This is a genomic window from Testudinibacter sp. P27/CKL/0425, from assembly GCF_052931395.1.
Window position 1 is genome coordinate 1,153,435 of record NZ_CM128801.1, and the last position, 14,054, is coordinate 1,167,488.

Annotated in this window: 11 protein-coding genes; 8 read left to right on the forward strand and 3 right to left on the reverse strand. The window is 47.9% G+C overall.

Annotated elements, in window-relative coordinates:
• Window positions 1–58 precede the first annotated feature (58 nt).
• Window positions 59–751 (reverse strand): YggS family pyridoxal phosphate-dependent enzyme, encoded by a 693-nt coding sequence (locus ACUHGC_RS05790; RefSeq protein WP_446834674.1) that lies wholly within the window; start codon window positions 749–751, stop codon window positions 59–61.
• 200 nt (window positions 752–951) lie between these two features.
• On the opposite strand from ACUHGC_RS05790, the gene ACUHGC_RS05795 reads away from it, so the two are divergent.
• From ACUHGC_RS05795 to thrC, 5 genes are all read left to right on the forward strand, one after another.
• On the forward strand, window positions 952–1,257 hold the full coding sequence (locus ACUHGC_RS05795; protein WP_446834675.1) for a type II toxin-antitoxin system HigB family toxin: 306 nt from the start codon (window positions 952–954) through the stop codon (window positions 1,255–1,257).
• A complete protein-coding gene (locus tag ACUHGC_RS05800) occupies window positions 1,244–1,612 on the forward strand; it encodes a helix-turn-helix domain-containing protein (RefSeq protein WP_446834676.1) in 369 nt (122 codons plus the stop codon). Before ACUHGC_RS05795 ends, ACUHGC_RS05800 begins: the two co-directional genes overlap by 14 nt.
• A 321-nt stretch (window positions 1,613–1,933) precedes the next feature.
• Complete coding sequence (gene thrA, locus ACUHGC_RS05805; protein ID WP_446834677.1) at window positions 1,934–4,393, forward strand: bifunctional aspartate kinase/homoserine dehydrogenase I; 2,460 nt, start codon at window positions 1,934–1,936, stop codon at window positions 4,391–4,393.
• An 11-nt stretch (window positions 4,394–4,404) separates the two neighbouring features.
• A complete protein-coding gene (gene thrB, locus ACUHGC_RS05810) occupies window positions 4,405–5,352 on the forward strand; it encodes a homoserine kinase (RefSeq protein ID WP_446834848.1) in 948 nt (315 codons plus the stop codon).
• A gap of 100 nt (window positions 5,353–5,452) precedes the next feature.
• Window positions 5,453–6,730 (forward strand): threonine synthase, encoded by a 1,278-nt coding sequence (gene thrC, locus ACUHGC_RS05815; RefSeq protein ID WP_446834678.1) that lies wholly within the window; start codon window positions 5,453–5,455, stop codon window positions 6,728–6,730.
• Window positions 6,731–6,796: 66 nt separating this feature from the next.
• Here thrC and yedE read toward each other — a convergent pair whose 3' ends face one another.
• Window positions 6,797–7,864 carry a YedE family putative selenium transporter gene (gene yedE, locus ACUHGC_RS05820; RefSeq protein ID WP_446834679.1) on the reverse strand — a complete coding sequence of 356 codons (1,068 nt, stop codon included), beginning with the start codon at window positions 7,862–7,864 and terminating at the stop codon, window positions 6,797–6,799.
• Between the two features lie 321 nt (window positions 7,865–8,185).
• Here yedE and acnB point away from each other — a divergent pair, with 321 nt between their 5' ends.
• Both acnB and ACUHGC_RS05830 read left to right on the forward strand, forming a co-directional pair.
• Window positions 8,186–10,792 (forward strand): bifunctional aconitate hydratase 2/2-methylisocitrate dehydratase, encoded by a 2,607-nt coding sequence (gene acnB, locus ACUHGC_RS05825; protein ID WP_446834680.1) that lies wholly within the window; start codon window positions 8,186–8,188, stop codon window positions 10,790–10,792.
• A gap of 68 nt (window positions 10,793–10,860) precedes the next feature.
• Window positions 10,861–11,976: a metallophosphoesterase gene (locus ACUHGC_RS05830; protein ID WP_446834681.1), complete on the forward strand. Its 1,116-nt coding sequence runs from the start codon at window positions 10,861–10,863 to the stop codon at window positions 11,974–11,976.
• Window positions 11,977–12,060: 84 nt separating this feature from the next.
• On the opposite strand, the gene smpB is transcribed toward ACUHGC_RS05830, so the two are convergent.
• Entirely contained in the window at window positions 12,061–12,543 is a 483-nt protein-coding gene (gene smpB / locus ACUHGC_RS05835; RefSeq protein WP_446834682.1) for an SsrA-binding protein SmpB, read from the reverse strand.
• Between the two features lie 198 nt (window positions 12,544–12,741).
• Here smpB and ACUHGC_RS05840 point away from each other — a divergent pair, with 198 nt between their 5' ends.
• Window positions 12,742–14,049, forward strand: a complete 1,308-nt coding sequence (locus tag ACUHGC_RS05840; RefSeq protein ID WP_446834683.1) for an acetyl-CoA C-acyltransferase — start codon at window positions 12,742–12,744, stop codon at window positions 14,047–14,049.
• Window positions 14,050–14,054: the final 5 nt, after the last annotated feature.

A 14,054-nucleotide genomic window follows, 5' to 3' on the forward strand; every position in this document is an offset into this window, starting at 1 on the left:
CAACCCTATACTGAATTTTGAGAAAGTGGAAGAGTATAGCACCAATCCACGCAAGCCGTTAGTCTCTAGCACCAAAAATTGCGCTGCCGATCCGCACTTGGGTCGAACCGCACCGGATTGCCATCGCCATATCACCGCTCATGCCGAGTGATAAGGTGTCGATCGGCTGCTGCGGCAGGGCTTGCTGCAATTGCTGAAACAGCGTTTGCATTTGGCGGAACGCCTGCTGTTGTACGGCGGGATCATCGCTTTCTTGTGGAATTGCCATTAAACCGCGCAGCCGTAAATTCGGCAATACGCTGATTTGTTCGGCGAGTGGTAATAAATCCGCAGGCAAGATTCCCGATTTGGATTGCTCGTCGCTAATGTTGATTTGAATCAGCACATTTAACGGCGCAAGTGCGGTCGGGCGTTGTTGACTTAGGCGTTCGGCAATTTTCAGCCGATCAACGGTTTCAATCCAATCGAAATATTCCGCCACCAAACGGCTTTTGTTGGATTGCAACGGTCCGATAAAATGCCATTCTAAAGCAATACCTTGTTGTTGAAAGTGTTGAATTTTCTCAACGCCTTCTTGCACATAATTTTCGCCAAAAGCGGTTTGTCCCGCTTGAATCGCTTGTTCAATCGCTGTGATCGGTTTGGTTTTACTCACCGCCAATAATTTAACTTCAGCCGAAGTGCGGTCGGCTTGCCGACAATAATCGGCGATTTGCTGATGAATCTCAGCCAGATTTTGTTGAATAGACATGGATAAATCGTGTTTCGTGATAACTCAAAAGTGCGGTTATTTTAGCGTGGAATGTGTAGGCTGTCTAAGAAAGAGTGAAAACGGTTTTTTGTCTGTTTTGCGATCGTGATCGAGAAAAAAATGTATGTCAGTAGATAAAAATAAAAAAACGAAACAATATTCCCAAAATGGGAATTTATGCTTTATCATAAGGGGAAAAAATGATTGTTGTCGGAACAGAACTTTTACTATCGTTCTGCAAAAAACACACAAATAGCGAGAAAGCGCTTAAAACATGGCTACAGACTGTGAGGCAATCCAACTGGAAAACGCCGCAGGAAATTAAAAATGTGTATCGTAGCAGTGATTTTTTATCGGGCAACAGAGTGATCTTTAATATTAAAGGCAATCACTATCGGCTGGTGGTGAAAGTCCGTTATGTCAACGGTATTGTGAAAATTGAGTGGATTGGAACACACGCTGATTACAGCAAACAACGGTTTAGGGGACAAAATGAAGAGCGTTAAATTAATTGCAAATGAACAAGATTATCGTGAAGCGTTAGCAAGGCTGTCTGATTTGATGGATTTAGAGCCGGAGGAAGAGAGTGAAAACGGCTTGGAGTTGAATGCACTGGCGTTATTAATCGCCGCTTATGAAGCTAAACATTATCCTTTCCCGACCGATGATGTAACCGCACTTGATATTATCAAATTTAAAATGGAACAAAACCAATTGAGTGCCAAAGATATGGTGAAATATCTCGGATCCCCGTCGAAAGTATCGGAAGTGTTAAACGGCAAGCGAAAATTAAGTTTGAGCATGATTAAAAAATTACATTACGGATTGGGCATTCCGGCAGATTTATTGTTGCAGGTATAAGATTCAACTTTGAGGCTAAATTTCATCATACTGAGCAGCAAAGTGCGGTATGGATTGATTAAATAGAATTTATTGCGGCTTTCTCCAACTTTTCATTGACAATGCGCTTGAAATTCTGTATTTCTATCACATCAAAAATTTTGAAAATTTAACCAAATCATGCAAAACAACACCATTACTATGACCACCATGATTATTACCATGCGTAAGCACGTGGCGGGTTAGTGTTGCATAACGAAATCAAGAGAACCCGCACCGACAAGTGCGGGTTTTTTAATATTTACAGTTTACACAACATCAATAAAAAATCAGGAGAACATTATGCGAGTGCTTAAATTTGGAGGAACGTCGCTGGCGAACCCGGAACGCTTTTTGCAGGCCGCCGGATTGATCGAACAGGCGCACTTAAACGATCAGGCGGCGGGCGTGTTGTCGGCACCGGCGAAAATCACCAACTACTTGGTGGCGTTAGTCGAAAAAGCCAGTAACGGCGAAGCCTTTGAGCATGAATTTAACGAAGCCCTGCAAATTTTCTACCGCATTATTGATGGTCTCTACCTCGCCAATTCCAAACTCGATAAAATCAGCCTGCTGCAAATCATTGATAACGAATTTACCCAATTAAAGCACACCTTAGACGATATTCAGCGCAACAAACGTTGTCCGGACAGCATCAATGCCACGATTTTATGCCGTGGTGAGAAATTGTCGATTGCGATGATGAAAGCGTGGTTTGAAGCCAAAGGCTATCAGGTTACCCAACTTGATCCGGTGGAAAAACTGGTGGCGAAAGGCACATATTTAGAATCATCGGTCAGCATCAGCAAATCCAAACCACGAGTTGATGCCGCATCGATTCCAAAACAGAATATCGTATTGATGGCAGGCTTTACCGCCGGTAATGAACAAGGCGAATTAGTGCTGTTGGGGCGTAACGGTTCGGATTATTCCGCTGCGGTACTTGCCGCCTGTTTAGATGCGGACTACTGTGAAATTTGGACGGATGTTGACGGTGTATATACTTGTGATCCACGTTTAGTGCACGATGCCCGTTTGTTAGACAGCCTGTCGTATCAAGAAGCGATGGAACTCTCTTATTTCGGTGCGAAAGTGATTCACCCACGCACAATCGGCCCGTTGGTGCGTTGTAGCATTCCTTGCGTGATTAAAAACACTGCAAATCCTGATGCACCGGGCACTTATATCAATAATGACGTGAAATCCGACAGCTTGCAGGTGAAAGGCATCACTAATTTAGACAATGTCAGTATGTTCAACCTTTCCGGTCCGGGAATGCAGGGCATGGTCGGCATGGCGGCACGGGTGTTCTCAACTATGTCAAAAGCCGGTATTTCGGTAATTTTGATCACCCAATCTTCTTCTGAGTACAGTATCAGTTTCTGTGTGCCGACCAAATCGGCAGGCGTAGCAAAAGAGGCGTTACAACAAGAATTTGCCTATGAATTGGAACACAAACAGCTTGAGCCGTTGGAAGTTACCGATAAATTATCGATCGTTTCGGTGGTCGGCGACGGCATGAAACATGCCAAAGGCGTGGCGGCACGTTTCTTTACCGCACTTGCCAAAGCCAATATCAATATTGTGGCGATTGCTCAAGGTTCGTCCGAACGCTCTATTTCCACTGTGGTTCCGCAACAAAAATCGGTGCAAGCAGTGAAAGCCACTCACCGTGCGTTGTTTACCCATCATCAAGTGGTGGACGTGTTCGTGGTCGGCACCGGCGGTGTCGGTGGCGAATTAGTTGATCAAATTCAGCGCCAAACCGACTATTTAGAACAAAAGAACATTGCGATTCGAGTATATGCGTTGGCAAACTCTAAACACCTGCTGTTGAACGAGCAGCCGTTGGATCTGAACAACTGGCGTGAGCAGCTGGCTGGCGCAGACGAAGCGTTTTCAGTTGAGCGTTTAACCCAATTTATTCAAGACAACAATATTGTCAATCCGGTGCTGGTGGATTGCACCTCAAATCAAGAGATTGCCAATCAATATGTCAACTTCTTGAGTGCCGGTTTCCATGTGGTGACGCCAAACAAAAAAGCCAACACCTCGGATGTCGAATACTATTTACGCTTAAGAGCGGTAGCGGCACAAAATCAACGCAAATTTATGTACGACACCAATGTCGGCGCAGGTTTGCCGGTGATCGACAACCTGCAAAAATTACTGGCGGCAGGTGATGAAATTTTGCAGTTTGACGGCATTTTATCCGGTTCGCTGTCATTTATTTTTGGCAAGCTGGAAGAGGGCTTGAGTCTGTCGGAAGCCACCAAGCTGGCAAAAGAGAAAGGCTTCACCGAACCGGATCCGCGTGATGATCTGTCAGGCAGTGATGTGGCGCGCAAATTACTGATTATTGCCCGTGAAAACGGCTTAATGCTGGAATTGGGCGATGTGGAAGTAGAAGGCGTGTTGCCGCAAGGTTTTGCCGACGGCAAAAACGTGGACGATTTTATGGCACAACTGCCGCAGCTGGATAGCGAGTTTGCCGAGCGTGTGGCAAACGCCAAAGCCAACGGACAAGTGCTGCGTTATGTCGGGCGTTTAGATAACGGTAAATGCAAAGTGTCAATTGTGGCGGTGGACGGTGAAAATCCGCTGTACAAAGTGAAAAACGGCGAAAACGCACTGGCGTTCTACACCCGTTATTACAACCCGATTCCGTTGCTGCTGCGTGGTTACGGCGCGGGCAATGATGTTACTGCCGCCGGTATTTTTGCCGATATTCTGCGCACCTTACAAAACGGAGGCGGCAACTAATGGCTCAAGATATGTTAAGAGTGTATGCACCGGCATCGAGCGCCAATGTCAGTGTCGGCTTTGACACGTTGGGTGCTGCAATTTCGCCGATTGACGGTTCGCTGTTGGGCGATGTGGTGCAAATCGAAGCGATTGCCGACGGTTTCGAATTGGAAAGTGCCGGTTATTTCGTGCGTAAATTGCCGAAAGAGCCGCAAAAAAATATCGTCTATCAAGCCTATGTGCTGTTTAGCGAGCGGTTGAAGCTACGCAACAGCAAAGTGCGGTCGTTGCGTTTGACGCTGGAAAAAAATATGCCGATCGGTTCGGGGCTTGGCTCCAGTGCCTGTTCGATTGTGGCGGCATTGGTGGCGTTGAACCAATTCCACCAGCAGCCGTTTTCTAAAATGGAATTGTTAGAAATGATGGGCGAATTGGAAGGGCGAATTTCCGGTTCGATTCACTACGACAACGTTGCGCCGTGCTTTTTGGGCGGGGTACAGTTGATGGTGCAATCTCTCGGCAATATCAGCCAAACTTTGCCGTTTTTTGATCAATGGTATTGGGTGTTAGCTTATCCGGGTATTGAAGTATCTACCGCCGAAGCACGGGCGATTTTGCCGAAAAGTTACAGCCGCCAAGATGTGATCGATCACGGTCGTTACTTAGGCAGCTTTGTACACGCCTGCCATACTCATCAGGAAAACTTAGCGGCATTGATGATGAAAGATGTGATCGCCGAGCCTTATCGTGAACAACTGCTGCCGAATTACAATAATGTAAAACAAGGCTGCCGTGATTTAGGCGCATTGGCAACCGGCATTTCAGGCTCAGGGCCGACCATTTTTGCCATCGCACCGGATTTGGTCACTGCGAGTAAAGTTGCAAGCTATTTAGAAAATAACTATTTGCAAAATAATGAAGGTTTTGTCCATGTTTGTCAGGTTGATAATCAAGGTGCAAGGCTGTTAGACTGTTAGTCATCTCAATAATATAACTTATAATAAATTTAGGGCGTATGGTAAACGCCCTGCTATATACAAACTAAATCAGCAGCAAAGGACAAACAGAGGATTTCAAATGAATTTATACAACATCAAACACCCGGAACAGCAAGTGGATTTTGCCCAAGCGGTGCGTCAGGGGCTCGGCAAAAATCAAGGGTTGTTTTTCCCTGAAGTGATCCCGCAGTTGGAGAATATTGATGCGCTGCTGGATTTGCCGCTGGTGGAACGTAGCCAAGCCATTTTATCTGCTCTCATCGGTGAAGAGTTACCAAGTGCGGTGTTAAACCAAATCATCAGCGATGCGTTCACCTTCCCTGCGCCGTTAGCGCAAGTGGAAGACAATATTTATGCACTTGAACTGTTCCACGGCCCGACCTTGGCATTTAAAGATTTCGGCGGTCGCTTTATGGCACGCACCTTAGCGGCGATTCGTGGCGAAGGCAAAATCACGATTTTAACCGCCACCTCCGGCGACACCGGTGCAGCGGTGGCGCACGCTTTTCACGGCTTAGACAACATTGAAGTGGTGATCCTGTATCCGAAAGGTAAAATCAGCCCGTTGCAAGAAAAGCTGTTCTGCACCCTCGGCGGTAATATCCGCACCGTAGCGATTAACGGCGATTTTGATGACTGCCAAGCGTTGGTGAAACAGGCGTTTGACGATGCCGAATTGCGCCAAGCCATTGGCTTGAACTCTGCTAATTCGATTAATATCAGCCGTTTATTGGCGCAAGTCTGCTACTATTTTGAAGCGGTGGCGCAATTGCCGAAAGCCAAACGCGATCAAGTCGTGGTTTCAGTGCCGAGCGGCAACTTCGGAAATTTAACCGCCGGGCTGATTGCCAAATGGTTAGGTTTGCCGATCAAGCGTTTTGTTGCTTCAACCAACGCCAATGATACCGTGCCGCGTTATTTACGCAGCGGCGAATGGCAGCCGAACGCCACCGTTGCAACCCTTTCCAATGCAATGGACGTTAGCCGCCCGAACAACTGGCCGCGAGTGGAAGAGATTTTCAAACGTAACGGTTGGGCATTAAGCGATCTGCACTCTTATGCCCGCAGCGATGCGGAAACCGAAACCGCACTTCAAGCGATGCACGCCAAAGGTTACCTGTGCGAACCGCATGGCGCGATTGCTTACGACACCTTAGCCGCCGATTTGCAAGCGGGCGAAACCGGTATTTTCCTGTGCACCGCTCACCCGGCGAAATTCAAAGAAAGCGTTGATCGCATTTTAGATTTAGATCTGCCACTGCCACCGGCGTTAGACAAACACAACAAATTGCCGTTGTTGTCTGATGAAATGGCGAATGATTTTGCGTTGTTACGTGCATATTTATTGAAAGCGTAAACGCAAATAGGCGAGTTGTGAACCAGACCGCACTTTGACTTGAATGCAAAGTGCGGTTTTTATGACTTACGACGCGCTGGAATTTTTACTGGTCAGCCCGATATAGATACAGAACGCAAAACCGATTGCAACAGCATAAGGCGCGAACGCAGTGATCCCGACGGGGCTGCTTGCCAAGGCAAAATTATGCGCTACAGCGGCACCGACCAACATTCCCAATAGGAAAATTGCCGCATCATTATCGCCTTCACCTAAATGCGCCAACTGCTTGCCCGGACAGCCGCCACCCAACGCAAAACATAAGCCGGACAACGCCATTCCTAAGAAATTCCACACATAGTCATTGTGTGCAATCGGTTGTTCGCTGAAGCCCAATTTAAATTGCCCTAACAGCAAGTTAGTCAACGCGGTGAAAACCACTAATGCGATGATACCGTTAAGCAGATAGCTGTCACGGAACAACACCATATTGCGAATCGAACCGATAGAACAGAAACGTGAACGTTGCATAACGATGCCGATAAGGATTCCGGCGCCGAGCGACAGCCAGAGATTGGCATGCTGTGCCGCAGGGCCTTTTTCAGAGAAAAAGATCGGCAAGTTTTCACCGAAATTTAAGCGAGTCAGCAGTAGAATCAACAACACTGCAGCGAAAATGGTTGGCAATAAGCCCGCGGCTTTGCTGATAGCGGTTGTTTTCCCCAGCGAATAGCCACGCTTAATAAAAACCAGTGAGAACAAAATGCCGGCGGTAAGCCCTAAAATGCCCGCGATAGCGGTTAAATCGCCGCCGCCGAGGCGTAGGTATGCTCGCCAAGGGCAGCCGAGGAAGACCAAGGCGCCGAACATCGCAAAGATGCCGAGCGCAAAACGAATCAGCGGCGAAGAACCACCTTGCGGTTTAAATTCTTTTGCCCAGACCGCACTTGCCAATGCGCCGAACACCAAACCGATTAATTCAGGGCGAATATATTGTACCACCGCCGCTCGGTGAAACCCGAGTGCGCCGGAAGTGTCGCGCAGGAAGCAAGCCGCACAGAACCCCATATTACCGGGATTGCCGAAGTGAACAAGAATGGGAGCAATGATACCAAGTGCAGCACCTGCAACCACAGGCCAAGTAAGTAATTTCATAATTGAACCTTTGGATATCAGAAGTTAACTAAATTGTCGCTGAAGATCAAAATCAGCGTTGAGAACAGCCTATTTATTCTACAAAATAAAGCCCGCAGCCCATATATTCAGTATGTGAATTTGTGAGCTTAATCAGAATAAAAATGGTGTTATACAGCGAAAATCCTTGATCTAGCCCAAAAAAATCACATAAAGTGGTAGCATAGTATGCTATAGGGTGTAAGATGTAACAATTTAATAACAATAGATTTAACGAATGTCTATTGTCACCGAAGTGCTATTTACTCTACTTACTCACAATCACGATGACGAGGTGTAATGATGTCTGATTTCTTAACTAACTATCGAGCCCATGTCGCCGAGCGGGAACAGCAAGGCGTTATTGCCAAGCCGTTAGATGCGGAGCAAACCGCACAGCTGGTGGAATTATTAAAAAAACCGGTGTCCGGCGAAGAAAAGTTTTTATTGGAATTATTTGAGAATCGTATACCGGCAGGCGTGGATGAAGCGGCGTATGTGAAAGCCTCTTTTTTATCGGCTTTGGTGAGCGGCGATGTCAGTTCGCCATTGATTTCGGCTGAAAGAGCGGTTGAGCTGCTCGGCACCATGCAGGGCGGTTATAATATCGAGCCGTTATTGAAAGCCTTGGACGATGACAAGCTCGCGCCGTTGGCGGCAAAAGCGCTGTCGTTTACATTGTTGATGTTCGATAATTTCCATGATGTGGTGGAAAAAGCCAACGCCGGGAATAAGTATGCGCAGCAGGTGCTGCAATCCTGGGCGGACGCGGAGTGGTATTTATCACGTCCGAAACTGGATGAGAAAATCACTGTGACGGTATTTAAAGTCACCGGAGAAACCAACACCGACGATCTCTCGCCGGCACCGGATGCCTGGTCACGCCCGGATATTCCGATGCACGCCTTGTCGATGCTGAAAAATGAACGTGATGGTATCAAGCCTGATGACGCAGGCACAGTCGGGCCTATCAAGCAGCTTGACGAATTAAAAGAAAAAGGCTTTCCGCTAGCTTATGTCGGCGATGTGGTCGGCACCGGATCGTCGCGTAAATCAGCGACCAACTCAGTGTTGTGGTTTATGGGCGAAGACATTCCGTACATTCCGAACAAACGCGGCGGCGGGGTCGTTCTCGGCAGCAAAATTGCGCCGATTTTCTTTAATACCTTAGAAGATGCCGGTGCGTTGCCGATTGAAGTGGATGTCAGCGAATTGAATATGGGCGATGTGATCGATATTTATCCGTATGAAGGCAAAATTTGTCAGCACGATTCCGACAAAGTTCTAGCAGAATTCAGTTTAAAAACCAACGTGTTATTAGATGAAGTACGAGCTGGCGGACGGATTCCACTGATTATCGGACGAGGTTTGACCCACAAAGCGCGCTGCGAATTGGATCTGCCGGAAAGTGATGTTTTTGCGAAACCGAAGATCAGCGAGCAAAGCGACAGAGGCTACACCCTCGCACAGAAAATGGTGGGGCGCGCTTGCGGCGTAGATGGCATTCGTCCGGGGCAATATTGCGAACCGCGCATGACTTCGGTCGGCTCGCAAGATACCACTGGTCCGATGACCCGTGATGAATTAAAAGATTTAGCCTGTTTAGGCTTTTCGACCGATTTGGTGATGCAATCCTTTTGCCATACTGCCGCTTATCCAAAACCGGTTGATGTGACTACGCACCACACACTACCAGATTTTATTATGAATCGTGGCGGCGTTTCATTGCGTCCGGGAGACGGTATTATTCACTCATGGTTGAACCGCATGCTATTGCCGGATACGGTCGGCACCGGCGGTGATTCGCATACCCGTTTCCCAATCGGCATCTCTTTCCCGGCAGGTTCGGGGTTGGTGGCATTTGCGGCGGCAACCGGCGTGATGCCGTTGGATATGCCGGAATCGGTATTGGTGCGGTTTAGCGGCACGATGCAGCCGGGCATTACCCTGCGCGATTTAGTACACGCGATCCCGTATTATGCAATTCAGCAAGGGCTGTTGACAGTTGAGAAAAAAGGTAAGAAAAACATTTTCTCCGGTCGGATTTTAGAAATCGAAGGTTTGGAACAGCTGAAAATTGAGCAGGCATTTGAGCTTTCCGATGCCTCGGCAGAGCGTTCTGCGGCGGCTTGTACCATTAAACTGGATAAAGAACCGATTATCGAATACCTCAACTCCAATATCACCTTGTTGAAATGGATGATTGCCGAAGGCTACGGCGATGTTCGCACCTTAGAACGCCGAATCAAAGGCATGCAGGAATGGCTGGCAAATCCGGAGTTGATGGAAGCCGATGCGGATGCCGAATACGCGGCGGTGATCGAGATTAATCTGGACGAAATCAAAGAACCGATTTTGTGCGCGCCGAACGATCCTGATGATGCACGCACCTTGTCAGATGTAGCCGGTGATAAAATTGACGAAGTTTTTATCGGATCTTGTATGACCAACATCGGACATTTCCGTGCGGCAGGTAAGTTGTTAGATAAATTTAAAGATGTGATCCCAACACGCTTATGGATTGCACCGCCGACCAAAATGGACGCTGCGCTATTGACCGAAGAAGGCTATTACAGCATTTTCGGCAAGAGCGGTGCCCGAATCGAAATGCCGGGCTGCTCGTTATGTATGGGCAACCAAGCGCGGGTGGCCAGCGGTGCGACGGTGGTTTCCACCTCAACCCGTAACTTCCCGAACCGTTTAGGGCAGGGCGCCAATGTTTATCTGGCGTCGGCGGAAGTGTCGGCAGTTGCGGCATTGCTGGGCAGATTGCCGACCGTGGAGGAATACCTCGAATATGCAGCGGATCTACAAACCGATAAAGCCGATACCTACCGCTATATGAACTTTGACCAAATCAACAGCTATGTGAAAAAAGCCGATGAGGTGATTTTTCAAACCGCCGTGTAAAAGTCATATTTAATTAATAATTAAACGGTATAATTACAATCCCTTAGCAATTGCTGAGGGATTGTTTTTTGTCTATCACTTCTCGGGAGCAAGCCATGCCGCCACGCTATTTAATTATTTTTGCCGTTGTGATTTTAACCGCACAAGTGTTTATCTATGTCACCAACCGCGGCTTAAGGTGGTATTTAAAACCCTATATCGGCGCAAAGTGCGGTCTGGCGCTCAGCTTGTTACTATGGATTGTGCCGAATATCTTAATGGCGATCACCGCCAGTCGCATTTTCCCACAATTTCGAATCACCGCCTTCGTGCTGTTCTTGCTCGCTTATGCGTTTATGCTGACGCTGGGCTTATGGCTATTAAATCGCCTCAGCTGTTGGTTACGGAAAAAAACCTTTGCCGACCGCACGTTGCGGATTGCCGCCCCGTTGCTGTATATTTTTATTATCGGCTTAGGGTTGTATAACGCCTATACGCCGCGTGTGCAGCACTATGCGATTCAAAACGACAAATTACAAGGCAGCTTGCGCATCGGCATGGTGGCGGATTTGCATTTGGGGCAATTATTCGGCGTCAAGCAGCTAGAGAAATTAGTACAAATCATGCACGCGCAGCAGGTCGACATCATCTTGATGCCGGGCGATATTATGGACGATAATTTGGATTATTATCTCTCGGAAAATATGCAACCGCACTTGCAAACCCTGCAAGCCCCGCTCGGTGTGTATGCCACGCTGGGCAATCACGATATTTGGGCGGCGAGGGAGATTCGCAGCGCACTGGAACAAGCAGGTGTACAAGTACTTGCCGATGAAGCGGTGTTGATCGAAAATCGGTTTGTGGTGGTTGGGCGCAATGATCATCTGGATAAAAGTCGTCAATCGCTCGATGTGTTGTTGAATCACTTGCCGCACGATCCACCATTTCGAATTTTACTCGATCATCGCCCAGATGATATTCGGCAAAACAGTGAGCAGGCGTTGGACGTGCAAGTGTCAGGGCATGCGCATAAGGGGCAGGTTTTTCCGGCAAACTTAATCACTGCGGTGATATATCCGTTGGATCACGGCTATTTGAACCTGAATAACCGCCACTTTTTTGTCACATCTGGTTATGGTTTTTGGGGGATTCCATTTCGGATTGGCTCACAATCGGAAGTGATGATTATCGACATCAACCGCTAAAGTGCGGTATTTAGGACAAAGCAGACAAAAGGCATTCTAAAAAAATTACCAACTATTTTGTCTACTATGTCTTTTTGCTTGAGTCTAGCCGCGGTTGCTGTTTTTCATGATCCGCTCTTTGGCGCGTTGCCATTCGCGATCTTGAATGGCATCGCGTTTGTCATGCTGTTTCTTGCCTTTTGCCAGTCCGATTTTGATTTTCGCCCAGGCATTTTTCCAATACAGCGACAACGCCACGATGGTGTAGCCGTCGCGGTTGGCTTTGCCGAATAGGTTTTCCAGTTCGCGTTTGCTTAACAACAGTTTACGGGTGCGGGTCGGATCGGCGACCACATGGGTCGATGCCATGTTTAATGGCGTGATCATCGCGCCGAACAGATAGGCTTCGCCATCTTTGAAAATCACATAACTGTCGCTGATGTTCGCTTTGCCGGCACGCATGGCTTTCACTTCCCAGCCTTGCAGCGACAACCCGGCTTCGATTTCATCTTCGATAAAATAATCGTGCCGCGCGCGTTTGTTTAGCGCAATGGTGTTAGAACCGACTTTTGCTTTTTTTTTGCTCATAATAAGGGGTTTTTATCGTTTCAACGTCATTCAATTTGTCAAATAGGGCGAAATTGTATCAATAAGCCGCCCAACTAGAAAGTAAAAGCGTCAGAATTCCCGCGGAAATAAAAATTTTTCGTTTCTTTTAAGCCGAATTTGTTATGCTATGCGCTATTGATAATCAGGGTTAATACGCAATAATCGGGGTTTGTTTTTATGCCTATTCAGCAAAGATTGGTTAATGCACGGGGTGAACGGATTGCAGTGGTGGCGGGATTGCGCACCCCATTTGCACGCCGTAATTCTGAATTTAAAGAGTGTTATGCTACCGATTTAGGGGTGATGGTAACTAACGAATTGCTTAACCGTTTACCGCTGGAGCGCACAGTGGTAGATAAATTTATTTTCGGGCAAGTTATCCAACAGCCTGATGTGCCGAATTTGGCACGTGAAATTGCGCTCACCTTATCCATGCCGCACGCGCAGGCTTATACTTTAAGCAGTTCTTGTATCACCGGATTGCAGGCGGTGGCAAATGTGTGTAACGGGATTATTAGCGGTTCGATTTCTTGCGGGCTTGCCGGTGGTGCCGATTCGATTTCCAATGCACCGTTCAGCCTGAAGCCGAAAGTGATCCGCACGTTGCGCGATATGTGGCGCACCTCCAGTTATAGCCGTAAATGGCATCTGTTCAGACGCCTTTCTCGTCAGGATCTTAAATTACAGCAAGTCAACTTGCGCGACGCGATGACCGGCTATTCGCTGGGCGACATTTCCGAACAGATGGCACAAAATTTTGATTTAAGCCGTGAACAGCTTGATCAATACAGTGCACTTTCACACCAGCGTGCCGAGCTGGCGTGGCAGCAGGGATTGATGAGCGAGCAGGTGATGTTGTCGCACCCTGCGCCGTATCGACATTATGTGGTGAGAGACAATATGATTAGCGAGCAGGTGAACGCCGAGTATTACCAGCGTTTTAAACCGTTGCAGGCGGGGCAGCACAATGTGGTGACGCCGTGGAGCGTATCCGAGCCGGCAGACGGCGCGGCGGCGGTGTTGCTGATGCGCGAAGAATTAGTCGAACAGTATCAATTAAAGCCGTTGGGCTATATTCGCAGTTTTGCGCTGACCGGCAACGACGTGTGGAATAATATGCTACTGGGCGCAACCCATGCCGCCGCACAAGCCTTGGCATGGGCGAATATGGAATTGAAGGATATTGATCTGACCGATATGCACGAATCCTCCGCTGCGCAAATTTTGGCAAACCTGCAACTGTTTGAATCGAAACAATTTGCGCAACAGCATTTGCAACGCGAAACCTCACTTGGCAGCGTCGATATGGATAAATTTAACGTGCTGGGCGGCTCGCTGGCTTACGGCTCGCCGCGGGCGATCACCAGCTTGCGGGTGTTGATCCAAACGTTGCATCAATTGCAACGGCAAGGCGGCGAAACCGCACTTATCGCGTCTAGCGGTTTAGGTGGTCTGGGTGCGGCAATGGTGTTGGAACGGGAGTAGTTGAG

Coding starts and splice junctions, on each gene's coding strand:
- ACUHGC_RS05790 (WP_446834674.1), bottom strand. CDS start 751: ATGTCTATTCAACAAAATCTGGCTGAGATTCATCAGCAAATCGCCGAT.
- ACUHGC_RS05795 (WP_446834675.1), top strand. CDS start 952: ATGATTGTTGTCGGAACAGAACTTTTACTATCGTTCTGCAAAAAACAC.
- ACUHGC_RS05800 (WP_446834676.1), top strand. CDS start 1,244: ATGAAGAGCGTTAAATTAATTGCAAATGAACAAGATTATCGTGAAGCG.
- thrA (WP_446834677.1), top strand. CDS start 1,934: ATGCGAGTGCTTAAATTTGGAGGAACGTCGCTGGCGAACCCGGAACGC.
- thrB (WP_446834848.1), top strand. CDS start 4,405: ATGTTAAGAGTGTATGCACCGGCATCGAGCGCCAATGTCAGTGTCGGC.
- thrC (WP_446834678.1), top strand. CDS start 5,453: ATGAATTTATACAACATCAAACACCCGGAACAGCAAGTGGATTTTGCC.
- yedE (WP_446834679.1), bottom strand. CDS start 7,864: ATGAAATTACTTACTTGGCCTGTGGTTGCAGGTGCTGCACTTGGTATC.
- acnB (WP_446834680.1), top strand. CDS start 8,186: ATGTCTGATTTCTTAACTAACTATCGAGCCCATGTCGCCGAGCGGGAA.
- smpB (WP_446834682.1), bottom strand. CDS start 12,543: ATGAGCAAAAAAAAAGCAAAAGTCGGTTCTAACACCATTGCGCTAAAC.
- ACUHGC_RS05840 (WP_446834683.1), top strand. CDS start 12,742: ATGCCTATTCAGCAAAGATTGGTTAATGCACGGGGTGAACGGATTGCA.